Raw genomic sequence first — 22,717 nt, forward strand, 5'->3', positions numbered from 1 at the left:
GCTCAGCTCTTTGCAGGCGGGGCGGATCGGGCGGGTGGCAGATGCGCCAGTTCGACCAGCATATCCATCACCAGCGCCGAAGGGTCAAGGTTGACCGCCCGGCCCGCGCGCGCCCGCGCCGACAGCCGCGCCTGCGCGTCGGCCCAGTCCCGTGCGGCGCGGTCATCCGGGGACAGCCGCGCCAGCAACGCGCCTTCGCCCCGCGCGGCCTGTGGCAGGGGGGCGCCCATCAGCCCGGCGCGGGCGGTGCGGGTCAGAAAGCGGTCCAGCAGCGTGATCGTCAGATCGAACGGATCGCCACCGCTGCCCGCGCGTCCGGCGGCGGCATCGGCCAGCTTGGCGGCGGCCATCCGGTTCAGCCCCGGCAGGGTGGCGAACAGATCGACGATCTGCTGATAGCGTTCCAGCCCGTTCTGACCCGCCAGTCTCAACGCCTCTCCGACCGAGCCATCCGACAGCGCGGCCAGTGCTTCGGCATCGTCATCGACGCCCAGCCCGGCCAGCGCCTGCGTCATCTGCGCGGGTGGCAACGGCCCCAGCCGCAGCGTCCGGCAACGCGACCGGATCGTCGGCAGCAGCCGTGCGGGTTGGTGCGCGATCAGCAGGATCAGGGCATCTGCGGGCGGTTCCTCCAGCACCTTCAGCAGGGCGTTGGCGGCGGCGGTGTTCATTTCGTCGGCGGCGTCGATGATGGCGATGCGCCAGCCGCCTTCGGCCGATGAGAGGTGGAAGAAAGACAGCAGGCGGCGGATTTCGTCCACCGTGATCTCGGCGCGCAGGCGGCTGGTCTTGTCGTCCCAGGGGCGGCGGATCAGTTGCAGCCGGGGTTCGGACAGGGCGCTGATGCGGCGGGTTTCGGGCGCGTCGGCGGGAACCGACAGGTCGTGGCTGTCCGATCCCGACAGCAACCAGCGGGCGATGGCCCAGGCCAGCGTCGCCTTGCCGGTTCCGCGCGGGCCGGTCAGCAGCCAGGCATGATGCAGCCTGCCGCTGCGCGCGGCCTCGGTGAAGGCGGCGATGGCGGGATCCTGTCCGATGATCCGCGAGGTGTGCCGGGGATGGGGCGCGCCGGGAACGCGGTCGGGTTCGGGGATGTCGTCGGGCACCGTCATAGCGCGTCACGGATCCGGGCGGCGACCTGATCGGCGCTGCCGCTGCCATCGATCAGCCGCACGCGGTCGGGATATTCGCGGGCCAGCGCGTGAAAGCCCTGCGCCAGCCGTTGCTGAAAGCCGAGGCCGAAGCTCTCGAAACGATCCTCGGTCCCGCCACGCGCATTGCCACGGGCCAGCGCGGTGGCCGGGTCGATCTCGATGACGAAGGTCAGGTCGGGTTCGACCCCGATCATCAGCTGATGCAGCCGGTCCACCAGTGGGCGCAGATCGCCGCGCGCGGCACCCTGATAAACGCGGGTGGAATCGGCGAAACGGTCCGAGACGACGACCTTTCCGGCCTGAAGCGCCGGGCGGATGGTCCGTTCCAGATGGTCGCGGCGGGCGGCGGTGAACAGCAGCGATTCGGTCTCGGGCGACCAGCGTTCGCCCGCACCCTCGACCAGCAGGCGGCGGATTTCCTCGGCGCCGGGACTGCCGCCGGGTTCGCGGGTCAGCACCACCTCGCGGCCCGCCGCGCGCAGGTGATCCGCCAGACGCGCCGCCTGAGTGGACTTGCCGCAGCCGTCGATGCCTTCAAAGCTGACGAACATCAGCTGCCCGCAGCCTCCATCGCCTTGTGGCCCAGCCGCAGGACCGCGCCCTTGATCCGACCCAGAAAATTCGCCTCGGGCACATCGGCATTGGCGACCAGCGGTGTCACCGCCTCGCGCGTGCCGGGGATGCTGACAACCAGACGGCCAAGCGGCTGACCTTCGGTGATGGGCGCGGGCAGGGGGCTGTCATAGACTGCCTCGACCGTGACCTGATCTTCGGCCCCGGCAGGCAGCAGGACCCGCACCCCTTGCTGCGTGGTCAGGCCAACATGCGAACGGGTGCCCAGCCAGACCGGCGCCTCGACCACGGTTTCGCCTGCCGGAACAAGGGTTTTCATCGAGAACTGGCGAAAGGCCCAGTTCAGGATACGCTCTGATTCCTCGGCCCGGGCGGTTTCCGAGGACAGGCCGCTGATCGCAAAGATCACCCGCCGGTCATCCTGCACCGCCGAGCCGACAAGGCCATAGCCGGCCTCTTGCGTGTGGCCGGTCTTCAGCCCGTCGGCGCCGATGCCCAGACGCAGGATCGGGTTGCGGTTGAAGCGGTTCGAGGGCACCCGGTCGCCATAGCGGTATTCGGTCAGGGCGAAATCGCCGTAATACTGGGGGAAATCCTCGATCAGGCGCAGCGCGACCATGCCCATATCCTCGGCCGACATGCGGTGTTCGGGGTCGGGCCAGCCGGTCGAATTGCGAAAGACCGAATGTTTCAGCCCCATCTGGCGGCCGCGTTCGGTCATCTGGCGGGCAAATGCCTCTTCGGTGCCGGCCAGATGTTCGGCCACGACGACGCAGGCGTCATTGCCCGACAGCACGATGATGCCCTTGATCAGCTCATCCACGGTGGGTGTGTCGCGCGGTTCCAGAAACATCTTCGAGCCGCCCATGCGCCACGCCTTGGTCGAGACCGGCAGCGTGTCATCCAATGAGAGCCGCCCGTTCTCGACCGCCTCGAACAGCATATACAGTGTCATCAGCTTGGACATCGAGGCCGGGGGAATCGGCTCATCGGCGTTCTTTTCCAGCAGCACGGTCCCGGTCCCGACATCATAGACCCATGCCGAGGTCGCATTGGTTTCGAAAGCATGGGCCTGCGCGGCCAGACCGAAGACCGCAACAAGCCGAAGCAGGATCATGCGCATTTGAATTTCCTTGCCGTTTGCCCCGATGGTTACAGTATGGCCATATCGCAGGCAACGCATTGCCCGTCACCGGAACAGCGTTAACGCGAATTTGTCAACAAATGGTTGACGGATCGCCGACCGCTTCGCGCCAGTGGCGGCGGCACAGCGAGATATAGGTCTCATTGCCGCCGACCTGCACCTGCTGGCCCTTGGTGATCGCACGGCCCTGTTCATCGCGCCGGATCACCATCGTCGCCTTGCGCCCGCAATGGCAGATGGTGCGCACCTCGCGCAGGTCATCTGCCAGCGCCAGCAGCGCGGCCGAGCCGGGAAACAGCTCTCCGCGGAAATCGACGCGCAGGCCATAGCACATCACCGGAATGCCCACATCGTCGGCCACACGCGCCAGCTGCCAGACCTGGTCACGGGTCAGGAACTGCGCCTCGTCCACGAAGATGCAGGCGCAGTCGCGACCCTTGTCCGCGATCAGGGCGAACAGATCGTCGGTATCGGCAAAGACCAGCGCCGCGTCCGAGATGCCGATGCGGCTGGCGATCCGGCCCGCCCCGGCGCGATTGTCCAGTGCGGCGGTCAGCAGCAGGGTCTGCATCCCGCGCTCACGATAGTTATAGGATGCCTGCAACAGCAGCGTGCTTTTGCCCGCATTCATCGTCGAATAGTGGAAATAGAGCTTGGCCATGCAGGCGCAATAACCGCGCCCCGGTTTCGTCGCAAGACCGGTCGCAAGGCGGGTTTTGGCCGATGGCGCAGGGAAAGGTTGCGACGAAGGGCGGATTGTGGCAAAGGACCGGTCCGGCGGAGGCAACATCCCTTGATGCGCGATTTTGCGCGGCCTTTTCCCATATCATTCTGACAGGTTTTCCGATGCGCGACCCATTGTTCCGCATGGCCCTGATTCTGGGCCTTCTTTCCGCCGTCGGTCCCTTTGCGATCGACATGTATCTGCCCGCGCTGCCCGATGTGGCGGCCGATCTGGACACGTCCGAGGCGCGGGCGGCACTGACGCTGACTTCTTATTTCATCGCCTTCGGTCTGGCGCAGATGGTCTATGGCCCGATGTCGGATGCCGTCGGGCGCAAGCTGCCGCTGCTGCTGGGGGTGGGCGTCTTTCTGGCAGCAACCGTGGCTTCGGCCCTGGCGCCCACCATCGGCTGGCTGATCGCGGCCCGCGCGGTGCAGGGCTTTGGTGCCGCCACGCTGATGGTGGTGCCGCGTGCCGTCATCCGCGACATGGCCACCGGGCCGGATGCGGCAAGGATGATGGCGGCGATCATGATCGTCATCTCGGTCTCGCCCATGCTGGCGCCGCTGAGCGGGGCGCTGATCATGGCCTGGGGCGGCTGGCGAGAGATCTTTGCCGTGCTGGGCCTTGCCACGCTGGTCAGTCTGGCGCTGATCGTCTTTGCGCTGCCCGAAACCCTGCCGCCCGCCCGCCGTCAGCCGGTGCGGCTGGCACCGATGCTGACCGGCGCGCGCCGCCTTCTGGGCGACCGGCGCTTCATGGGGCTGACGATGATCGGCGGCTTTGCCATGTCCAGCTTCTTCGTCTTTCTGGCGACGGCCAGCTTTGTCTATACCCGCCAGTACGGCCTCAGCCCGACCGGCTTTTCGCTAGCCTTCGCGATCAATGCGATCGGGTTCTTCTCGGCCTCGCAGATGGCGGGACGGCTGGCGCAGAGCTTCGGGATGGAGAGGGTGATCTCATTGGCGATCACCGGCTTTCTGGCGATGACGCTGCTGTTGTCGCTGGTGGTGCTGGGCGGGTTCGATGCCTTGCCGGTCGTGGTGGCGGGGCTGTTCATGGCCAACGCGGCACTGGGGCTGGTGATGCCGACGACGATGGTCATGTCGCTGGACCCGCATCCCGATATCGCCGGGCTGGCCTCTTCTCTGGGTGGCACGATCCAGATGCTGACCGGGGCGGCGATGATCGGGGTGACCAGCCCGTTCATCGACAACAGCAGCGCGACGATGGTTCCGGCCATCGCGCTGTGCGCGGCGCTGGCATGGCTGGCGGCGGTGTTGTCGCTGCCGCGCCTGCGGTTGCTGGCCTGACATTGCCCGCCGGATGAAAAAGGGCCGCGGATGATCCCGCGGCCCTTTCCTGTTCTGACAGCCCGCGCTTATGCGTTCGAGCGTTGCCCCGCAGGTTTGCGCGAGGGGCGCCGCGCCGGGCGGGCATTGCCGCCATTGGGGCGGGCAGGCCGGCCCTTGGCCGCACGAGAGGACGTTGCCTGCGCCGGCGGCGCCTCGCCCCCGATCACCGGGATCGAGGTCTTCATCGTCTTTTCGATGGCGCGCAGCTCGTCGATTTCAGCCGGGGCGCAGAAGGCGACGGCACGGCCGTCACGTCCGGCACGCGCGGTGCGACCGATGCGGTGGATATAGTTGTCCGGCACGTTCGGCAGGTCATAGTTATAGACATGCGCGACCTCGGGGATATCCAGCCCGCGCGCGGCGACATCGGTCGCAACCAACACCTGCGTCTGACCCTTGCGGAAGGCCTCCAGCGCGCGTTCACGCTGACCCTGGCTTTTGTTGCCGTGGATCGCGGCGACCGAAAAGCCCCACTTTTCCAGCAACCGCGCCAGCTTGTCCGAACCATGCTTGGTGCGGCCAAAGACGATCGCCAGTTCGCCGATATGTTTCGACAGATATTCGGCCAGCAGCGTCGCCTTGTCGCCCTGACTGACGAAATGCACGCCCTGGTCGATCTTTTTCGCGGCCTGACCCGGAGGGTTCACGGCGACCCGGACCGGATTGGTCAGATAGGTCGCGGCCAGTTCCTCCATCAGCTTCGGCATGGTGGCCGAAAACAGCAGTGTCTGGCGCTGTTTCGGCAACATCTTCGCGATCCGGCGCAGCGCGTGGATAAAGCCGATGTCCAGCATCTGGTCGGCCTCGTCCAGCACCAGATAGGTGGTCTCGCGCAGGTCAATGGCACGGCGCTCGATCAGGTCGATCAGGCGGCCGGGCGTGGCGATCAGCACATCCACGCCGCGCGACAGCCGCTCGGTCTGGACGTTGATCGAGGCACCGCCCACCACGCGATAGGACCGGATCGGCGTGCCTTCGGCATAGGCTTCGATATTGGTGGCGATCTGCGTCGCCAGTTCCCGCGTCGGCGCAAGGATCAGCGCGCGGCAGGTCTTGGGGTCGGGCTTCTTGCCGTATTTGATCAGCCGGGTCAGCATCGGCAGCCCGAAAGCTGCGGTCTTGCCGGTGCCGGTCTGGGCAAGGCCCATCACGTCGCGGCCTTCGACCACGGCGGGGATGCCCTGCTCTTGAATCGGCGTCGGCCGGGTCAGGCCCATGGCGGCAATATTGGCGTTGATGCGATGGTCGATCCCCATATCCGCGAACGGCCCGGTGGCCAAAGGTTCGCGCGCCGGTGCGTTGCGTCCGGCATTGGGCGAGAAATGCGACTGGGCCGGGCGCGGGGAATTGCCGTCACGGAAACGGCGGGGACGTTTATTGTTATCCATAATGTCTTTTCATTCCGGCATCCCCGTATCGGATGCAGGATCGGGCCGCGCTGATGCGCGACGAATGGCAGGGGTGCGGGCGTGATACAGGTGCCCGCTGCCTCCCCGCGTGAATGGGAAACTGATGAATTCAGGGGTCGGGCCGTTGGCGATTGGAACGCGGCTGCTCACGCGGCAGCAGGCATCGACCAGTGCCAGATGGGCTGTTGCGGCGGGAAAGTCAAGCGCGGTCGGTGCTGTCCAGCCAGATCGTGACCGGACCGTCATTGATCAGCGCCACCTGCATATCGGCGCCGAACCGTCCCTGATCGGTCGCAACCCCCTGATCGCGCAGGCAATCGGCGAAATGCTGATACAGCCGCTGACCATCTTCGGGTGCCGCAGCCGAGGAAAATCCGGGGCGGTTCCCCGTGCGCGTATCCGCCGCCAGCGTGAACTGGCTGATGACCAGAGCCGAGCCATCCATATCCAGAACCGAGCGATTCATCCGCCCCTGATCGTCGCGGAAGATCCGCAGCCGGGCCACGCGGGCGGCCAGCTTTGCGGCTGTGGCCTCGTCATCGCCGCGCATCGCGCAGACCAGAATCAGCAGCCCCGGCCCGCAGCGTCCGATCACCTGCCCCCCGATCGAGACCGAGGCTTCGCAAACGCGCTGGATCAACGCCCTCATGTTGCTCAGGGCGCCAGAATGATGCCGGTAACGACGGCGATCAGCCCCAGCGCCGAGGCCGCCAGCGCCGCCATATTCACCGCCAGCACGCTGCGCATCTTGAGGCGCAATGCCTCGTCATCCAGCCCCTGCCGCCTTGCGCGGGCTACGGTGAAGATGCACCAGATCAGCGCCGCCAGCCCCGCCAGCGTCACAGCCGCCCCGGCCCAGATCATGGTCTCGAACACGCTCATCCCAAGGCTCCCTTATCGCCGCGTCATGTGCCGGACCTTGCCCTAGCGGCGATTGCACCTTGCGGCAAGAGCGCCTATTGGAAGCGCAATCAGCGCGGGGCCGGGCGGCCTGCCGCCGAACGACAGATTGCATAGGGAAACGCATCATGGATCAGCCGGGCGCACAGGACCAGTACAACGTCACCGCCGGCGAACTTCGCCAGTTCGTCGAACAGATCGAGCATCTGGAAGCCGAGAAGAAGGACATCGCCGAGCAGATCAAGGAGATCTATGCTGAAAGCAAGGCGCGCGGCTATGATTCCAAGGCGCTGAGGACGATCGTCAGCCTGCGCAAGAAGGACAAGGACGAACTGGCCGAGCAGGAAGCGATCCTTGACGTCTACAAACAGGCGCTGGGTATGATCTGAACCCACTGGTCGGACCTGGTCCGCGGCCGCGCCTCGCTGCCGCTGGCGCACTTCTTCCGGCCCGACGGCAAGCTGGGCTGAGACCCGCGGAAAGCCCATCGAATGGTACGTCCGGCGGCATTGTCACTTCAGGGCGTGTCAACCCGTGAGCATGTCGGCGATGAGGACGAAGTTCAGGAAGGCTCGGAACATGATGTCGGGCTTCCCGCGCTGGACGGGCAGATAGGGGCGGATCAATTCATACTGCGCTTCGCTTATCTCATTTATTTCAAATGAATAGCATATCCGCTGATATGCGGAATAATGGTAACACGCCCTAACTTCGCGTCGAGCTCGGGATCGTTTGCTTGACCGGCCTGCAGCCGTCTGTCCCGATAATGCTTGACCAGATGGTGATAAGGATTGCGCGGAAAGGCGAGGGGGTTCAATCAGAGCGTGTCGAGCGCCGCCTCCAGCCGATCAAGGCCGCTCTCAAGCTGCCCTTCTTCCGCACGGATCGTGGCGACCGCGCCATGCCGGAGCGCGGCGAAGGCAAAGGGCCGCGCCGTCCCGGGATCCACCTCCAGGCCTGCCGACAGACATTGCCGCAGCAAGCGCCGGCGGTCCGATACAGCGGTCAGGGCGTATTGCTGGCCGGCGCGGGAGACGACCGCATTCTTCCGACGGTAATCTGCCAACCGAGCGTAGACTGGCAGAGGGCGGCGGCTTGCATGACAGTATGTCTGAATGATTATGTCCAGGGATACGATTGCGTTATTTCTGGATAACGGCCGGACTTGAGCGTAGGGAATAATGCGGCGACGTGAGCACTGTCGGGCTGTCCTGCCGCGCATTGGTCTATGGACTGGTACGCATGTATGTCGATGGCCATTTTCCCGAATGGCAACCCGAAGGCGAACCGGCCGTCTGGATGGAACGCGCCCTGTCCGATTTCATTCAGCGGCTGCGGAAGGATTGCGGCTGAAGCACCCGTTCAGTTCGCCAGCACGATACAGCGTCCGCCCAGACGTTGCAGGCGCAGGCAGAAGCTGGCGGCCTCGTTGCGGCTGTCGAACCCGACCTGTGCGGTATAGACCGCGCGCTGCATTCCCGTCAGCCGTTTGCGGACGTAACCGACGCGCCTGCCTTCGAGGATCGGCCGCAGCGAGCGGTTCAGCCGCGAGACCTGTTGCGCCGCGCCCGACTGGCTGGGATGGCTGGCGACGATCACCCCCCAGGGATGGACGCGCGGCTGCACCATGAACTCGCGCAGCTGGCGGTCTCCGCCCAGTTTCTCGCAGGCGGCACGGAAGGGCAGGTCGGGATTCAGCGCCAGCCGCAGATCCTCGGGTTTGGGCGGGTTGTCGCGCCATGACAGGGCGTCGTGGCCGGTGATCGCCTCGACATAATCCAGCGTCTCATAGGGCAGGGTCGTCTGGCGGGCGACAAAGCGGGCGGCCCGGTTCTCGCCGCCGTTATAGGCGATTGCGGCCATGCCGATGCTGCCGAAGGTATCGGTCAGATAGCGCAGATACCACGCCGCCTTGACGATTGCCTGCGCCGGGTTGAACGGGTCGTGCAGGTCATAGAGATCGGCGGTGCCGGGCATGAACTGCGCGATGCCCTGCGCGCCGACCGGGCTGATCGCCCCCGGCTCGAACCGGCTTTCCTTCCACAGCAGCCGGGCCAGGAAATTCGGGTCCAGCCCGTTCTGCGTCGCGTTCCGCTCGATCAGCTTGCAGACATCGGCGACATAGGCGTCCAGCCGCACGCAGTCGCGCCCGTCATCGGTGCAGCGGATCTTTTCGCTGTCGGGCAGGGGCGCGCGACCCTCGACCGCATCGACGGCGGGGGCCGCCATCGCGGTGCCCGCCATCAGCCAGATCAGCGCCAGCCAGAGCGATAGGAGCAGGGCAGGAATGCGCTTCATGGCGACCGCCACCACAGGGCCGGGCAATCAGGCCCCGGCGTTCTTCTTCTTGCCGGATTTCTTCTTGTTCGCCGCCTTGTTCGCTGACTTCTTTTCGGCCTTGCGGGCGGCCTTTTCAGCCTCTTTGGCGGCTTTGCGTTCGGCCTTGCGGGCTGCCTTTTCGGCTTCCCTGGCGGCCTTGCGCTCTGCCTTGAGAGCCGCTTTCTCGGCCTCTTTGGCGGCTTTGCGCGCAGCCTTGCGGGCGTCCTTGGCAGCCTGCTTGTCAGCAGCCGGGGCTTTCGGGGCCTTGACCTTGGGCGCGGGGGTGGCGACGACGGCCACCGGCGCGACAGCCCTGACCGGGCTTTCGACCTCGGTGCTGGCCGCAGGTGCCTTGGCGACACGGCGAGAGCCGGTGCGAAGGTCCGTCTTGCGGCTGTCGGCGGCTTTGCGGCCTGCGGGCTTGCGGGGTGTCGTGGCGGGCGCACGGCGCGCCTTGCTGCGCACGACGGTGCCGGACTTTTCGGCTTCGGGCTTTGCTGCGGTCGCGGGTTTGGCGGTCGCGGGCTTGGCTGCCGCAGTACGTCTGGCCGTCGCGTCGGTGCTGCGCGTGGTGGCAGCCGGTTTCGCGGCAGCCGCGCGCGGCGCCCCGCCCGGTTTCAGCCCGCGTTTGCGGCGTTCGGCACTGGCGCGGTTCAGCGCGGCCTTCATCAGGTCCGCCGCCGTCTTTTCGCCGCCGACACCTTCGGGGCCTGCGGCAGCCTGCGCCTTCCGGATGCTGTCGATCAGACCCATCAACGCGGCGTCATCCAGCGCGGCCAGTTGCGGCTGTCGGCTGGCGGTGCTGAGTTTCTGCTGGCTGTTGGACAGAAGGTCCTGTTCGCGCTTGGAATAATTGGGCATCTTCGCTCTCGTTAATGCGGATCGACAAGGCGGATCGGCGGCTGCGATACGGGCGCAGATTGCGACACCGGACCGGAATTTGCAATTGGAAAGACCCCGACCGATGGCCGGGGTCTGTCGAAGTCACGTCCCAAGTGGGTTCAGCGCGCGGGAACGGCGCTTTCCACCGGCGAGACGAAGGCGGTATCCGTGGTCATATCCGCGAAAGGGTCCGAGACCTGAGGCGCAAAGGCGACCGCCTGCTGCGCATAGGGATCGGCGATCTGCGCCGCGGCGGTCGTTGCGGCCGGCGTCGGATCGGCGGTCACGAAGGGCTGCGAGCTGTCGGTATAACCAAGCGCCGCGGCCTCGGACGCGGGCAGGACATAGCCTTCGGGCGTCTCGATCAGCGGTCCTTCCATCTGGCGGCTTTCGGACTGGCTGCGCACCCGGACAGTGGTGCCGGTCGAAACCTCGTCGAACAGGTCCATGATGTCCTGATTGAACAGGCGGATACAACCGGCCGAGGTGGCCTTGCCGACCGAGGACGGGTCCAGCGTGCCGTGGATGCGGTAATAGGTGTCGCGGTCGCCTTCATACAGATACAGCGCGCGCGACCCCAGCGGGTTTTCCGTGCCGCCCGCCACGCCGCCCGCGAACTGGGCATACAGTTCGGGCTGGGTGCGGATCATGTTGTCGGTCGGGCGCCAGCTGGGCCAGCGGGCCTTGCGGCGGATCGTGGCGGTGCCGTAATAGCCGGTCCCGGCCCGGCCCACGGCCACGCCAAAGCGCATCGCCTCGCCGTTTTCCAGCACATGATACAGGACCCGCGCATAGGGGTCCACGACGATCGAGCCGGGTGCCTCGGTGCCGTTATAGGGCACGCGCTGGCGCTGGTTGCGTTCGTTCAGATAGGCCGCGCGAACCGCCGGGATCGTGATCGGCTCGCCATTCGGCCCGGTATCCTGACGGGCCTGATAGATCGCCGGAACCTCACCATTGGCGACGGGCATGGTATATCGGCTCGTATCCGAGCAGGCTGCCAGCCCAAAGGCCAGTGCCGTAATCATGAAAGCGAGGCGCATTCTTCTGTTATCCTTTGTCTCAGCGGGCACCGGGTTCCGATACATCCGCAGCAGCCATACTACAATTCCCCTGTCGCCCGGTGGCAGAACCGGGCCGGGGCGTCATGCTGGGTTTCATCAGCCTGTCATGTATGGGGCGCGTCAACCCCTGCACGGCCGGGGCGTCAAGGTTTTTTCCGCCTCTGTGGCGGGCATGCGGCATTCGTTCAAATTTGCGCAGGTGCTGGAACAAATCTGCGTCATCACGCGGCCCGGTCTTCGTGAGGTTGCCGCATAAGGTCGCAGCACGGGATCCGGGAATGCGTCCGCATGACGCAGATCACCGCCGCCGATGGATTGCCCCCATGCGCCAGCCGTCCTAGGGTTCGCCCCGAAACCCCATAAAGATCCACCAAGCTGTGCCAGACGCCGTTCCGCCCCCGCCTTCAGCCCTTGCCCCGTTCCGTCATGCGGATTTCCGGCTGTTGTGGAGCGCCACGCTGGTGTCGAATTTCGGCGGTCTGGTGCAGGCGGTCGGCGCGGCATGGCTGATGACGCAGCTGACCGACAGCGCGACGCTGATCGCATTGGTGCAGGCCTCGAACACATTGCCGATCATGCTGCTGGCGCTGGCCTCGGGGGCGCTGGCCGATATCTTTCCGCGCAAGGTGATCCTGCTGACGGCGCAGCTGATCATGCTGGCGGTCTCTGTCGCGCTGGCGGTGGTGGCATGGCAGGGGTTGCTGACGCCGTGGCTGCTACTGGGCTTCACCTTCCTGATCGGGGCGGGGCAGGCGCTCTACAACCCGCCGTGGCAGGCCAGCATGGGCGATCTGGTGCCGCGCGCCGATCTGCCTGCGGCGGTGACGCTGAACTCGGTCGGCTTCAACCTGATGCGCAGCGTGGGTCCGGCGGCGGGCGGTTTCATCGTCGCGGGCTTCGGGGCGGCGGCGGCCTTTACGGTGAATGCGATCAGCTATCTGCCGCTGCTGGGGGCGCTGATGCGCTGGCAGCCCCGCACCACCCCCAGCCGCGCGCCACGAGAGGCATTTCTGCCCGCCGTCGGCGCCGGGCTGCGCTATGTCGTGCTGTCGCCCAACCTGATGCGGGTCATCCTGCGCGGCGCGTTGTTCGGCTTTGCGGGTGTCTCGGTGCTGGCGCTGCTGCCTCTGGTGGCCAAGGCCCATCCGCAAGGCGGCTCGCTGCTGTTCGGCGGGTTGCTGGGCTGCTACGGTCTGGGGGCGATCGTCGGCGCGGTGGTCAATCCGCAGATCCGGGCGCGGTTCAACAATGAAAACGTCATTCGCGTGGCCTTCGCCGGTTTCGCCGCGGCGGCGGTGGTGCTGGGACAGACCGACTCGATATGGCTGCATGCGCTGGCGATGCTGCCTGCGGGCGCGTCATGGGTGATGGCGCTGTCGCTGTTCAACGTGACGGTGCAGCTGTCCACGCCGCGCTGGGTCGTGGCCCGGGCGCTGGCGCTCTATCAGACGGCGACCTTCGGCGGCATGGCGGCGGGGTCGTGGATCTGGGGCGCGGTGGCGGGCTCGCAAGGATTGGGTCAGGCCCTGACCTGGGCAGGCGTGGTGTTGCTGGCCGGTGCGATCATCGGCTTCTGGTTCCGGGCGCCGGAATTCGGCAAGGTCAATCTGGAACCCCTGAACCGCTTCCGCGAACCGGCGCTGCGGCTGGACCTGCGCGGCCGTTCCGGCCCGGTCATGGTGATGGTCGATTACCGGATCGAGCAGGACGACGTGCCCGAATTCCTGCGCCTGATGCAGCAGCGGCGCAATATCCGCCGCCGCGACGGGGCGCGGAACTGGTCGCTGCTGCGCGATCTGGAATATCCCGACCTGTGGACCGAGGCCTATCACATCGCCACCTGGGACGAATATGTCCGCCACAACCTGCGCCGCACCAAATCCGACGCCGAGGTGACCACCGCCCTGCGCGCCCTGCATCGCGGCGAGGGCGATCCGCTCGTACACCGCATGATCGAGCGCCATACCGTCACCCCCGAGGATGACGTGCCCCTGATCGGCAAGCTCGAAGTCCCATGACCCGCATCCCCGCCAGCGCAACTTCTCATCCCGACCGCCAGCCCGGAAGAAAACGAATGGCCCATCTCTGGTGTTCAAATATCCACTGGCCCGCGACACGCCCGCCACACCCGCCCCGGGCAAGGGCGCTTTACCCCGCGTCACGCGCGCTTTAGCGTCACCGCCATGTGGCGATATGTTCTGCGACAGGTGATCTCACTGGGGCTCAGCCTGCTCATCGCCTCGGCGGTGATCTTCGGGGTGGTGTCGCTGGTGCCCGGCGATCCGGCCAGCTTCATGCTGGGCACCGGCGCGCAGCCCCAGACGCTGGCGGCTTTGCGCCAGCAACTGGGCCTCGATCAGCCCTTGCCGCTGCGATACCTGTCATGGCTGGCGGGCATCCTGCGGGGCGATCTGGGCCACAGCTTCACCTATCGCACGCCGGTGGCCGGGATGATCCTCGACCGGTTGCAGGTGTCGCTGCCGCTGGCGCTGCTGGCGCTGGTGCTGGCGGTGGCGCTCGCCGTGCCGGTGGCGATGCTGGCTGCCGCGCGGCGCGGAAGGGCCACCGATCTGGCGGTCATGGGTGGCACGCAACTGGGCATCGCCCTGCCGAATTTCTGGTTCGCGATGCTGCTGGTGCTGCTTTTCGCGGTCAATCTGCGTTGGCTTCCGGCGGGCGGCTTTCCCGGCTGGGCCGATCCGCTGGCGGCGCTGAAATCACTGCTGCTGCCCAGCCTCGCGCTGGCCCTGCCACAGGCGGCGATCCTTGCCCGCGTGCTGCGCTCCGCGCTGATCGAGACGCAGGATCTCGACTATATCCGCACCGCCCGCGCCAAGGGGCTCAGCCGCGCCCAGACCCTGCGCCGCCATGCGCTGCGCAATGCCATGATTCCGGTGCTGACCATCATGGGCATGCAGTTTTCCTTTCTGCTGGCCGGGGCGATCATCATCGAGAACGTGTTCTATCTGCCCGGCCTCGGGCGGCTGATCTTTCAGGCCATCACCCAGCGCGACCTGATCGTCGTCCAGTCGGCGGTGCTGGTTCTGGTCGCCGCCGTGATCTGCGTCACCTTTCTGGTCGATCTGGCCTATGGCCTCATCGATCCAAGGCTGCGCCGCGGATGAGGGCCGGGCTGGCGACCGGTGCCCTGCTGGCGGGGCTGGCGCTTGGCGCGGCGCTGCTGGCGCTGGTGTGGACGCCCCATGACGTGACGCAGATGGCGATCGCGGACAAGCTGCAACCGCCCTCGGTCGCGCATTGGCTGGGCACGGACCACTATGGCCGCGACATCCTGTCGATGCTGATGGCGGGGGCGCAGGTCTCGATGGCGGTGGCGCTGGTGGCGGTGGGCATCGGCATGGGGCTGGGCGTGCCTCTGGGCCTGATCGCGGCGGCGGGACATGGCGGCTGGCTGGATCAGGCGGTGATGCGCGGCAACGACCTGATCTTTGCCTTTCCCTCGCTGGTCATCGCCATCCTGATCACCGCCATCCTCGGCCCGTCGGCGCTGAACGCGATCATCGCCATCGGCATTTTCAACATCCCCGTCTTTGCCCGCGTCACCCGCGCAGGCGCGCTGCCGATCTGGGTGCAGGACTATATCCGCGCGGCCGAGGTTGCGGGCAAGGGCCCCGCCCGCATCAGCATTGAGCATATCCTGCCCAATATCGCCCATCTGCTGATCGTGCAGGGCACCATCCAGTTCAGCCTCGGCATTCTGGCCGAGGCCGGGCTCAGCTATGTCGGCCTTGGCGCGCAGCCGCCCACCCCCAGCTGGGGGCGGATGCTGGCCGAGGCCCAGACCATGATCACACTTGCCCCCCATGTCGCCGTCTTTCCCGGCCTTGCCATCCTGCTGACGGTGCTGGGCCTGAACCTGCTGGGCGACGGGCTGCGCGACGCGCTGGACCCAAGGCTGAGGGCGCGGCGATGATCCGGCTTGGCAACCTGTCGGTCTCGCTGTCGGATATCCCCTTCCTGCGCGATGTCTCGCTGGATCTGGCACCGGGCCAGATCACCGGGCTGGTGGGCGAATCCGGCAGCGGCAAGTCGCTGACGGCGCTGGCGATCATGGGGCTGTTGCCGGGCGCCGCGCGGCCTTCGGGTCAGGTGCTGCTGGACGGCCAGAACCTGCTGGACCTGTCCGAGCGCGCCATGTGCGCCATCCGCGGCCGCCGCATCGGGATGGTTTTCCAGGAACCGGCAACCGCGCTCAACCCGCTGATGAGCATCGGCGATCAGGTGGCCGAAACCCTGCTGATCCACCGCAGCATCACACGCGCCGACGCACGGATGCAGACCCGCGCGCTTCTGGACCGGGTCGGCCTGACCGCGCCGCGCTTTCCGCTCGACCTCTACCCGCACGAACTGTCGGGCGGCCAGCGCCAGCGCGTCGCCATCGCGCTGGCCATCGCCCATCGGCCCGACCTGCTGATCGCGGACGAACCGACCACTGCGCTGGACGTGACCACACAGGCGCAGATCCTGAAACTGCTGACCGGGCTGGTTCGCGAACAGGGTATGTCGCTGCTGCTGATCACCCACGATCTGGCCGTCATCGCCGGAATGGCCGATCATGTCGCGATCATGCAGGCGGGCCGTATCGTCGAATCCGGCCCCACCGAAACCGTCTTTCGCAGACAGGCCCACCCCTATACGCAGGCGCTGTTTCAGGCCTCGAACCACAGCCCGCCGCAGATCGCCACCCGCGGCGGCCCGCTGTTGCAGGTGCAGGGCGCGATCCGCGACTACCGCCTGCCCAAGGGCGAAAGGCTCAGGGCGGTGGACGGCGCCAGCCTGACCGTCGCGCAGGGCGAAAGCATCGGCCTCGTCGGCGAAAGCGGCTGCGGCAAGACCACCCTGACCCGCGCGATCCTCGGACTGGAACCGCTTCAGGACGGCACGATCCACCTTGACGGACAGCAGGTCACGGCAGGACGCCGGATGCCGCGCGCCCTGCGCGCCCGGATGCAGGTGGTCTTTCAGGACCCGTTCGGCAGCTTCGACCCCCGCTGGCGGGTGGAACAGCTGATCGCCGAACCCTTCTACCTGACCCGCCGCCCCCCGGACTGGCGCGCGCGGGTGGATCAGGCGCTGGAACAGGTCGGCCTGTCCCCCGCCGACGGGCGCAAATACATCCACGAATTCAGCGGCGGCCAACGCCAGCGCATCGCCATCGCCCGGGCGCTCATCACCCGCCCTGCGCTGATCGTACTGGACGAGGCCGTCAGCGCCCTCGATGTCCGCATCCGCGCGCAGGTGCTGGATCTGCTGGCCGATCTGCGCCGCAGCCACGGGCTGAGCTATCTGTTCATCAGCCACGATCTGGGCGTCGTGCGCGGCATCACCGACCGGGTGCTGGTGATGGATCGGGGCCGCATCGTCGAAGAAGGCCCGACCTGTCAGGTCATCGACACCCCGCGCCACCCGGCGACACAACGCCTCGTCGCCGCCATGCCTCGCATCCCCGCCGACTGGATGCCTGCCCCCGCCTGACGACGCCCAACCATCTTTGGTGTACAAATATCCCGGGGGGAGTCGCGCAGCGACGGGGGCAGCGCCCCCCAGACCGATTACAGCCGGTCGCGCCACCGGTTGATCAGCGGATAGCGCCGGTCCAGCCAGAAGGCCCTGGTCGAGATCCGTGGCCCCGGCGCCGCCTGATAGCGTTTCCACTCGCTGGTATACAGCAGCGTTTCCACCCGCCGCACCGTCTCTGCGTCAAAGCCTTCGGCGACCAGATCCTTCAGCGCCAGATCCTTTTCGATCAGCCCCTCCAGAATCCGGTCCAGAACCTCATAGGGCGGCAGCGAATCCTCGTCCTTCTGGTCGGGGCGCAGCTCGGCCGAGGGCGGTTTCGCGATGATCCGGGGCGGGATCACCTCGCCCGCCGGACCCATCATCCACGGGCGGTGATTGGCATTGCGCCAGCGGCAGGTCTGAAACACCCGCGTCTTGTACAGATCCTTGATCGGGTTATAGCCCCCCGCCATGTCGCCATAGATCGTGGCATAACCCACGGCGACCTCGGACTTGTTGCCGGTGGTCAGCAGCATTTCCCCGAACTTGTTGGAAATCGCCATCAGCATCACCCCGCGCAGGCGGGACTGGATGTTTTCCTCGGTTGTATCGGGGCTGGTGCCCTCCATCAGATGCGCCAGCGCGCCGCCCACGGCATCGCGGGGGCCTTCGATATGGACCGTATCCAGCCTTGCCCCCAGACGCATCGCGCAATCGGCGGCATCGTCCAGACTGGTCCGGGAGGTATATTCCGACGGCAGCATCACGCAGCGGACGTTTTCCGGGCCGATGGCATCGGCGGCGATGGTGGCGACCAGCGCGGAATCGATGCCGCCGGACATGCCCAGCACCACCTTGCCAAAACCCGATTTGCGCAGATAGTCGCGCAGACCCAGCATCATCGCCTGATAATCCTGTTCCCAGGCATCTGGCTGCGGGGCCATCTGGCCGGGTTCGGCCCGCCAGCCCTCGTCGGTCAGGGTGAAATCGACATGGGCGATGGCCTCCTCGAAGGGCGGCAACTGCACGACCTTCCGCCCGCCGGGGTTCAGCACGAAGCTGGCGCCGTCATAGATCTGATCGTCCTGCCCGCCGACAAGGTTGACATAGACCAGCGGCAGCCCGGTCTCGACCACGCGGCCGACCATATGGCCCATGCGCAGGTCCAGCTTGTCGCGGTGATAGGGGCTGCCGTTGGGCACGATCAGGATGCCGGCCCCGGTCTCGGCCAGCGTCTCGGCCACGTCGGGATACCAGCTGTCCTCGCAGATCGGCGATCCGATGCGGGCATTGCCCACGACGTAAGGCCCGCTGATCGGCCCCGAGCGGAACAGCCGCAATTCGTCGAACAGCTGCTCATAGGGCAGATGATGCTTCAGCACCCGCGCGACCAGCCTGCCATCGCTGAATACCCACCAGGCGTTATACAGCTTGCCATCCGTATCGCGCCACGGCCCGCCGATGCCGATCGCCGGGCCACCGGTCAGGGATGTGCCAAGCGCGGTGATCGCTGCCACCGCGTCATCGGTGAAGGCGGGTTTCAGCACCAGATCCTGCGTCTGATAGCCGGTGATGAACATTTCCGGCAGCGCCAGCATGTCCGCCCCGGCCGCTTTCGCGGTCTCCCATGCGGCGCGGGCCTTGGATGCATTGCCCTCCAGATCGCCGACGGTGGCGTTCAACTGGCCGATGGTCAGGCGGAAACCTTCGCTCATGGTCATGTCCCTGTTCGTTGCGCGATTATGCCCGGCTCACAGATAGGGGATCGCGGGGCCAAGTGAAAGTCGCCCTTTGCGCGGACCGTTCCCATGCGCTAGACCATGGGGCAAAAGAAGAAGGGCATGGACGATGAAGGCGGCGACACGGGCAGCGGTTCTGATCGGCGCGCTAGCGATGGCGGGCGCGGTGGATGCGCAGGTCATCACCAAGGAATACGATGATGGCGGTGTCTATGAGGGCACCTTCCGCAACGGCCGCCAGCATGGTCAGGGCGCCTATACGCTGCCCAATGGTTACCAATACGAGGGCGACTGGGTCGAGGGAGAGATCCTGGGCCAGGGCCGCGCGACCTTCCCCAACGGCTCGGTCTATGAGGGCCATTTCGCCAAGGGCAAGCCCGACGGCAAGGGCCGGATCACCTATCCCGATGGCGGCAGCTATGAGGGCGACTGGATCGGCGGCGAGATCACCGGCGAGGGCGAGGCCCGTTACGCCAATGGCTCGGTCTATGTCGGCCAGTTCGCGCGCGGGCTGCATCAGGGCCGGGGCGTGCTGACCCAGCCCAACGGCTATCGCTATGAGGGCGAATGGAACGCGGGCGTCAAGGAGGGGCAGGGCCGGATCACCTATCCCGATGGCGCGACCTATGAAGGCGGCATGCTGGCGGGTCAGCGCGCGGGCAAGGGCAAGCTGACCATGCCCGACGGGATGACCTATGACGGCATCTGGGCTGCGGGCCAGATGTCGGGCGATGGCATTCTGGTGCAGGCGTCGGGCGACCGTTACGAGGGCCGGATGCAGGGGGGCCGCCGCGAGGGCGAGGGCGTCGCCACCTATGCCAATGGCGATGTCTATGAGGGGCGTTTCGTGGCCGATCAGCGCCACGGGCAAGGCACCTTCACCGGCACCGACGGCTATGTCTATACCGGCGACTGGGTCGAGGGCCGGATGGAGGGACAGGGCCGGATCACCTATCCCGACGGTTCGGTCTATGTCGGCCAGATGAAGGCCGACCGGCCCGACGGCAATGGCCGGATCACCTATCCCGACGGCTCGACCTATGAGGGCCAATGGGTCGCGGGCGTGATCGAGGGCGACGGCAAGGCCACCTATGCCAATGGCATGATCTATGAGGGCAGCTTCAGGAATGCCCGCAATGACGGGCAGGGGCGGATGTCCTATCCCGACGGCTATGTCTATACCGGCAGTTGGCAGGACGGGCAGCGTCATGGCGAAGGGCAGGCGACCTATCCCGACGGCACCGTCTATACCGGCAGTTTCGTGGCTGGTCTGCGCGAGGGGCGGGGCAAGCTGACCTCTCCCAACGGGTTTATCTATGAAGGCGGCTGGGCTGCCGGAGAGATCGACGGCGACGGCACCGCCACCTATCCCAATGGCGATATCTACGAGGGCCATTTCGAGGCCGGCAAACGGCAGGGTCAGGGCGTGATGCGCTATGCCACGGGTCAGGTTGCCGCGGGCGAATGGCGCGACAACACATTGGTCGAGGCCGGACCCGCGCCCGAGAGCGACGGGGCTGATGGTGACACCGCTGATGCTGACACGCCCGAAAGTGACGGGGCCGAGATGCCCGAGATGCCGCAGGACGGCGCCCCCGCGCCCGATACGCCGTAACGGGTCACGCGCCTCGGATCAGTTTCAGCGCGATCGCCCACATGACCAGTGCGATCAGCCCCTCCAGCACCCGCCATGCCGAAGGGCGCGCAAAGACCGGGCGCAGCCAGCGTGCCGCGTAACCCAGCGCAAAGAAGAACAGCACCGATCCGCTCATGGCGCCCGCCGCAAAGGCCGCCTGCTGGCCGGGAAAGCGGGTCGAGATCGTGCCCAGCAGCACCACCGTATCCAGCCAGACATGCGGGTTCAGCCATGTGAACGCCAGACAGGTCAGCAGCGTCGGGCCAAGCGGGGCAGGGCGTGACCCCTCGGTCACGATCAGCGCCCCGGCCGGACCAAGGGCCGAGTGCAGGCTGCGCGCGCCATAGGCGATCAGGAAGGCCGCGCCGCCATAGCGCATCACCGGGTCGATCCAGGGCAGCCATGCGGCGATCCGGCCAAAGCTGGTCACGCCCAGCAGGATCAGCATCGCATCCGACAGCGCGCAGGTCAGGCAGACGGCAAAGACATGCTGCCCCCGCAGCCCCTGCCGCAGCACAAAGGCGTTCTGCGCCCCGATCGCGACGATCAGCCCAAGGCCCATCGTCAGGCCGGTCACAAAGATCGCAAGGCTCATGCTGTTCCCCAACGTCAACCGGCTTGCCGTAACCCCCGGCGCGGGGTTAATCAAATTAAAGTGGCTCGAGCCAGTGAGGGCCAAGAAGCCTACATATTGTTTTCGGCCGATGTCGGACGGGAAACCGTCATCGGCGTGGGTGTCAGCAGCGTAAAATGCGTTCGGGTTACCGGAGGTTTTTGGGTAATGCTGGCGTTACCGTGGAACGCAGCGATGCGATAATTCCGATATCCCGGTTGATCGCGCTTGCGGCGCAAACTCGTCCTTTGCCGTTCAACCCCACAACGCGGCCAGCGTGGCCACCGGGTCGTCGTGGCCCCAGATCTCGGGGCCGATGGCAATGAAGTCCGAGACCGGGGACAAGCTTGTGATAAGTTCTCGGGTCAGGGCGCCTTCGGCGACGATGGGGGCCTCGATCATTTCGGACCACCATTCGAACAGTTCCAGCGGGGCGGGGGTGCCGCGGCCCAAGGCGGTGTCGCCGACGGGGCCGAAGCTGACGTAATCCGCGCCCGCCTCTGCGGCGGTGATGCCGTCATGGCGCGACGATCCGCAGAAGGCGCCGACGATGGCATCCGCGCCCAGTTCCTTGCGGGCATAGCGGACGCTGCGGGCGCCATCGGTCAGATGCACCCCGTCCAGCCCGTGCCGCAGCGCCAGTTGCAGGTGATCGTCGATCACCACCGCCACATCGCGGGCATGGGCGATCTCGCGCGCCAGATCGGCCAGACGGCCCAGTTCGTCCTCTTCCGCGCCGCCGCGGATACGCAGGCAGGCAGGGGGAAAGCGGTCCATCACCTCGGCCAGAAGCGGACCAAGGGCAGAAGCCTGCGCGCCTGCGGGGGTCATCAGATAAAGCTGTGGGGCATCAGACATGGCAAACTCCGCTGGTTACAGATCAGATAGCGCAGCTTGCCGCCCGCTGCCAGACGGACTATGCGGCGGGGCATGAACGAATTGCGTGAACCCGTCATCATCCTTGTCCGCCCGCAGATGGGCGAGAATATCGGCGCCGCCGCCCGCGCTATGCTGAATTTCGGCCTGACGCGGATGCGGCTGGTCGATCCGCGCGACGGCTGGCCCAATCCGCGCGCCGTTGCCATGGCTTCGGGCGCGGCGGGGCGGGTGCTGGATCAGGCGCGGATCTATCCCACGCTGGCGGATGCGATGGAGGGGATCGATTTCGCCTTTGCCACCACCGCGCGGGGACGGGAGCTGACCAAGCCGGTCTTTACCCCGGCCACGGCGATGGAAAAAGCCCGCACCGACGCGGGACGTTGCGCGATCATCTTCGGCCCCGAACGCGCCGGGCTGGAGAACGAGGACGTGGCCCGTGCCAATGCCATCGTGACGGTGCCGGTCAATCCCGAATTCGCCTCGCTCAATCTGGCGCAGGCGGTGCTGTTGATGGGCTATGAATGGGGGCGCGACCATTTGCCGCCCCAGCCCGCGCCGCATCATGGCCGCGCTGAAAGCGAAGCCCCCGCCGACCGGATCGAGATCGAGAAGCTGGGCGATCATTACGAGGAAAGGCTGACCGAGGCCGGTTTTTTCTTTCCTGAAACCAAGGCCGCGACCATGCGGCTGAACCTGCGCAACATGTGGTCGCGCCTGTCGCTGACCCGCAGCGACGTGCGTATCCTGCATGGCGTGCTGCGCCAATTGACCCGCCGTTAGGGGCGGCCTACTGTCCGCCCGCCCGA

The 22,717-nt window shown here is 66.5% G+C and carries 23 protein-coding genes and 1 pseudogene; 10 read left to right on the plus strand and 14 right to left on the minus strand.

Annotated features, from left to right (window positions below; genetic code table 11):
• Window positions 1-2 precede the first annotated feature (2 nt).
• The 4 genes from JHW40_RS07705 to JHW40_RS07720 form a co-directional block, all read right to left on the minus strand.
• Window positions 3-1,112, minus strand: a complete 1,110-nt coding sequence (locus JHW40_RS07705) for a DNA polymerase III subunit delta' (RefSeq protein WP_090611760.1) — start codon at window positions 1,110-1,112, stop codon at window positions 3-5.
• The gene (gene tmk / locus JHW40_RS07710; RefSeq protein ID WP_090611759.1) at window positions 1,109-1,705 is read right to left on the minus strand and encodes a dTMP kinase; all 597 of its coding nucleotides are present in this window, start codon (window positions 1,703-1,705) and stop codon (window positions 1,109-1,111) included. The genes JHW40_RS07705 and tmk overlap by 4 nt, the downstream gene beginning before the upstream one ends.
• Entirely contained in the window at window positions 1,705-2,850 is a 1,146-nt protein-coding gene (locus JHW40_RS07715; protein ID WP_090611757.1) for a D-alanyl-D-alanine carboxypeptidase family protein, read from the minus strand. Before JHW40_RS07715 ends, tmk begins: the two co-directional genes overlap by 1 nt.
• Window positions 2,851-2,944: 94 nt before the next feature.
• On the minus strand, window positions 2,945-3,532 hold the full coding sequence (locus JHW40_RS07720) for a thymidine kinase (RefSeq protein WP_090611756.1): 588 nt from the start codon (window positions 3,530-3,532) through the stop codon (window positions 2,945-2,947).
• Window positions 3,533-3,717: 185 nt separating this feature from the next.
• On the opposite strand from JHW40_RS07720, the gene JHW40_RS07725 reads away from it, so the two are divergent.
• Complete coding sequence (locus tag JHW40_RS07725; RefSeq protein ID WP_090611851.1) at window positions 3,718-4,908, plus strand: multidrug effflux MFS transporter; 1,191 nt, start codon at window positions 3,718-3,720, stop codon at window positions 4,906-4,908.
• A gap of 68 nt (window positions 4,909-4,976) precedes the next feature.
• On the opposite strand, the gene JHW40_RS07730 is transcribed toward JHW40_RS07725, so the two are convergent.
• The 3 genes from JHW40_RS07730 to JHW40_RS07740 all read right to left on the minus strand — a co-directional run bounded on the left by JHW40_RS07730 (window position 4,977) and on the right by JHW40_RS07740 (window position 7,241).
• Window positions 4,977-6,338, minus strand: a complete 1,362-nt coding sequence (locus JHW40_RS07730) for a DEAD/DEAH box helicase (protein WP_090611753.1) — start codon at window positions 6,336-6,338, stop codon at window positions 4,977-4,979.
• A 220-nt stretch (window positions 6,339-6,558) separates the two neighbouring features.
• The gene (gene dtd / locus JHW40_RS07735) at window positions 6,559-7,008 is read right to left on the minus strand and encodes a D-aminoacyl-tRNA deacylase (RefSeq protein ID WP_090611751.1); all 450 of its coding nucleotides are present in this window, start codon (window positions 7,006-7,008) and stop codon (window positions 6,559-6,561) included.
• 5 nt (window positions 7,009-7,013) lie between these two features.
• Window positions 7,014-7,241 (minus strand): hypothetical protein, encoded by a 228-nt coding sequence (locus JHW40_RS07740; protein WP_090611749.1) that lies wholly within the window; start codon window positions 7,239-7,241, stop codon window positions 7,014-7,016.
• A gap of 146 nt (window positions 7,242-7,387) precedes the next feature.
• Here JHW40_RS07740 and JHW40_RS07745 point away from each other — a divergent pair, with 146 nt between their 5' ends.
• Entirely contained in the window at window positions 7,388-7,648 is a 261-nt protein-coding gene (locus JHW40_RS07745) for a DUF2312 domain-containing protein (RefSeq protein WP_090611747.1), read from the plus strand.
• A gap of 102 nt (window positions 7,649-7,750) precedes the next feature.
• Window positions 7,751-7,924, plus strand: coding sequence for a hypothetical protein (locus JHW40_RS07750; RefSeq protein WP_170851797.1), 174 nt, complete (start codon window positions 7,751-7,753; stop codon window positions 7,922-7,924).
• Window positions 7,925-7,965: 41 nt separating this feature from the next.
• Here JHW40_RS07750 and JHW40_RS24155 read toward each other — a convergent pair.
• Window positions 7,966-8,226: pseudogene (locus JHW40_RS24155) on the minus strand (hypothetical protein); the annotation flags it as partial.
• 224 nt (window positions 8,227-8,450) lie between these two features.
• On the opposite strand from JHW40_RS24155, the gene JHW40_RS07760 reads away from it, so the two are divergent.
• Window positions 8,451-8,612, plus strand: a complete 162-nt coding sequence (locus JHW40_RS07760) for a hypothetical protein (protein ID WP_170851796.1) — start codon at window positions 8,451-8,453, stop codon at window positions 8,610-8,612.
• A 9-nt stretch (window positions 8,613-8,621) separates the two neighbouring features.
• Here JHW40_RS07760 and JHW40_RS07765 read toward each other — a convergent pair whose 3' ends face one another.
• The 3 genes from JHW40_RS07765 to JHW40_RS07775 form a co-directional block, all read right to left on the minus strand.
• Window positions 8,622-9,557 (minus strand): lytic transglycosylase domain-containing protein, encoded by a 936-nt coding sequence (locus tag JHW40_RS07765; RefSeq protein WP_090611849.1) that lies wholly within the window; start codon window positions 9,555-9,557, stop codon window positions 8,622-8,624.
• A gap of 27 nt (window positions 9,558-9,584) precedes the next feature.
• Entirely contained in the window at window positions 9,585-10,439 is an 855-nt protein-coding gene (locus tag JHW40_RS07770; RefSeq protein WP_090611743.1) for a hypothetical protein, read from the minus strand.
• A gap of 140 nt (window positions 10,440-10,579) precedes the next feature.
• Entirely contained in the window at window positions 10,580-11,503 is a 924-nt protein-coding gene (locus tag JHW40_RS07775; RefSeq protein WP_090611740.1) for a L,D-transpeptidase, read from the minus strand.
• Between the two features lie 398 nt (window positions 11,504-11,901).
• On the opposite strand from JHW40_RS07775, the gene JHW40_RS07780 reads away from it, so the two are divergent.
• The 4 genes from JHW40_RS07780 to JHW40_RS07795 all read left to right on the plus strand — a co-directional run bounded on the left by JHW40_RS07780 (window position 11,902) and on the right by JHW40_RS07795 (window position 17,020).
• On the plus strand, window positions 11,902-13,542 hold the full coding sequence (locus JHW40_RS07780; protein WP_090611737.1) for an MFS transporter: 1,641 nt from the start codon (window positions 11,902-11,904) through the stop codon (window positions 13,540-13,542).
• Between the two features lie 165 nt (window positions 13,543-13,707).
• Window positions 13,708-14,649: an ABC transporter permease gene (locus JHW40_RS07785; RefSeq protein WP_090611735.1), complete on the plus strand. Its 942-nt coding sequence runs from the start codon at window positions 13,708-13,710 to the stop codon at window positions 14,647-14,649.
• Window positions 14,646-15,458: an ABC transporter permease gene (locus JHW40_RS07790; RefSeq protein ID WP_090611732.1), complete on the plus strand. Its 813-nt coding sequence runs from the start codon at window positions 14,646-14,648 to the stop codon at window positions 15,456-15,458. Before JHW40_RS07785 ends, JHW40_RS07790 begins: the two co-directional genes overlap by 4 nt.
• Entirely contained in the window at window positions 15,455-17,020 is a 1,566-nt protein-coding gene (locus tag JHW40_RS07795) for an ABC transporter ATP-binding protein (protein WP_090611729.1), read from the plus strand. Before JHW40_RS07790 ends, JHW40_RS07795 begins: the two co-directional genes overlap by 4 nt.
• A gap of 77 nt (window positions 17,021-17,097) precedes the next feature.
• On the opposite strand, the gene JHW40_RS07800 is transcribed toward JHW40_RS07795, so the two are convergent.
• Window positions 17,098-18,759, minus strand: a complete 1,662-nt coding sequence (locus tag JHW40_RS07800) for an NAD+ synthase (RefSeq protein WP_090611726.1) — start codon at window positions 18,757-18,759, stop codon at window positions 17,098-17,100.
• A gap of 133 nt (window positions 18,760-18,892) precedes the next feature.
• On the opposite strand from JHW40_RS07800, the gene JHW40_RS07805 reads away from it, so the two are divergent.
• Entirely contained in the window at window positions 18,893-20,398 is a 1,506-nt protein-coding gene (locus JHW40_RS07805) for a 2-isopropylmalate synthase (RefSeq protein WP_090611724.1), read from the plus strand.
• Window positions 20,399-20,402: 4 nt separating this feature from the next.
• Here JHW40_RS07805 and JHW40_RS07810 read toward each other — a convergent pair whose 3' ends face one another.
• Together JHW40_RS07810 and JHW40_RS07815 are read right to left on the minus strand one after the other, a co-directional pair.
• The gene (locus JHW40_RS07810; RefSeq protein ID WP_090611722.1) at window positions 20,403-21,014 is read right to left on the minus strand and encodes a LysE/ArgO family amino acid transporter; all 612 of its coding nucleotides are present in this window, start codon (window positions 21,012-21,014) and stop codon (window positions 20,403-20,405) included.
• 273 nt (window positions 21,015-21,287) lie between these two features.
• Window positions 21,288-21,890, minus strand: coding sequence for a thiamine phosphate synthase (locus JHW40_RS07815; RefSeq protein WP_090611719.1), 603 nt, complete (start codon window positions 21,888-21,890; stop codon window positions 21,288-21,290).
• A gap of 72 nt (window positions 21,891-21,962) precedes the next feature.
• Between JHW40_RS07815 and JHW40_RS07820 the strand changes: the two genes are divergently transcribed.
• The gene (locus JHW40_RS07820; protein WP_090611847.1) at window positions 21,963-22,691 is read left to right on the plus strand and encodes an RNA methyltransferase; all 729 of its coding nucleotides are present in this window, start codon (window positions 21,963-21,965) and stop codon (window positions 22,689-22,691) included.
• Window positions 22,692-22,717 lie beyond the last annotated feature (26 nt).

Origin of the sequence: Paracoccus alcaliphilus (genome assembly GCF_028553725.1) — a bacterium.
In the GTDB taxonomy this organism is placed as follows: Bacteria; Pseudomonadota; Alphaproteobacteria; order Rhodobacterales; family Rhodobacteraceae; genus Paracoccus; species Paracoccus alcaliphilus.

Coding starts and splice junctions, on each gene's coding strand:
- JHW40_RS07705 (WP_090611760.1), bottom strand. CDS start 1,112: ATGACGGTGCCCGACGACATCCCCGAACCCGACCGCGTTCCCGGCGCG.
- tmk (WP_090611759.1), bottom strand. CDS start 1,705: ATGTTCGTCAGCTTTGAAGGCATCGACGGCTGCGGCAAGTCCACTCAG.
- JHW40_RS07715 (WP_090611757.1), bottom strand. CDS start 2,850: ATGCGCATGATCCTGCTTCGGCTTGTTGCGGTCTTCGGTCTGGCCGCG.
- JHW40_RS07720 (WP_090611756.1), bottom strand. CDS start 3,532: ATGGCCAAGCTCTATTTCCACTATTCGACGATGAATGCGGGCAAAAGC.
- JHW40_RS07725 (WP_090611851.1), top strand. CDS start 3,718: ATGCGCGACCCATTGTTCCGCATGGCCCTGATTCTGGGCCTTCTTTCC.
- JHW40_RS07730 (WP_090611753.1), bottom strand. CDS start 6,338: ATGGATAACAATAAACGTCCCCGCCGTTTCCGTGACGGCAATTCCCCG.
- dtd (WP_090611751.1), bottom strand. CDS start 7,008: ATGAGGGCGTTGATCCAGCGCGTTTGCGAAGCCTCGGTCTCGATCGGG.
- JHW40_RS07740 (WP_090611749.1), bottom strand. CDS start 7,241: ATGAGCGTGTTCGAGACCATGATCTGGGCCGGGGCGGCTGTGACGCTG.
- JHW40_RS07745 (WP_090611747.1), top strand. CDS start 7,388: ATGGATCAGCCGGGCGCACAGGACCAGTACAACGTCACCGCCGGCGAA.
- JHW40_RS07750 (WP_170851797.1), top strand. CDS start 7,751: ATGGTACGTCCGGCGGCATTGTCACTTCAGGGCGTGTCAACCCGTGAG.
- JHW40_RS07765 (WP_090611849.1), bottom strand. CDS start 9,557: ATGAAGCGCATTCCTGCCCTGCTCCTATCGCTCTGGCTGGCGCTGATC.
- JHW40_RS07770 (WP_090611743.1), bottom strand. CDS start 10,439: ATGCCCAATTATTCCAAGCGCGAACAGGACCTTCTGTCCAACAGCCAG.
- JHW40_RS07775 (WP_090611740.1), bottom strand. CDS start 11,503: ATGCGCCTCGCTTTCATGATTACGGCACTGGCCTTTGGGCTGGCAGCC.
- JHW40_RS07785 (WP_090611735.1), top strand. CDS start 13,708: ATGTGGCGATATGTTCTGCGACAGGTGATCTCACTGGGGCTCAGCCTG.
- JHW40_RS07790 (WP_090611732.1), top strand. CDS start 14,646: ATGAGGGCCGGGCTGGCGACCGGTGCCCTGCTGGCGGGGCTGGCGCTT.
- JHW40_RS07795 (WP_090611729.1), top strand. CDS start 15,455: ATGATCCGGCTTGGCAACCTGTCGGTCTCGCTGTCGGATATCCCCTTC.
- JHW40_RS07800 (WP_090611726.1), bottom strand. CDS start 18,759: ATGAGCGAAGGTTTCCGCCTGACCATCGGCCAGTTGAACGCCACCGTC.
- JHW40_RS07805 (WP_090611724.1), top strand. CDS start 18,893: ATGAAGGCGGCGACACGGGCAGCGGTTCTGATCGGCGCGCTAGCGATG.
- JHW40_RS07810 (WP_090611722.1), bottom strand. CDS start 21,014: ATGAGCCTTGCGATCTTTGTGACCGGCCTGACGATGGGCCTTGGGCTG.
- JHW40_RS07815 (WP_090611719.1), bottom strand. CDS start 21,890: ATGTCTGATGCCCCACAGCTTTATCTGATGACCCCCGCAGGCGCGCAG.
- JHW40_RS07820 (WP_090611847.1), top strand. CDS start 21,963: ATGAACGAATTGCGTGAACCCGTCATCATCCTTGTCCGCCCGCAGATG.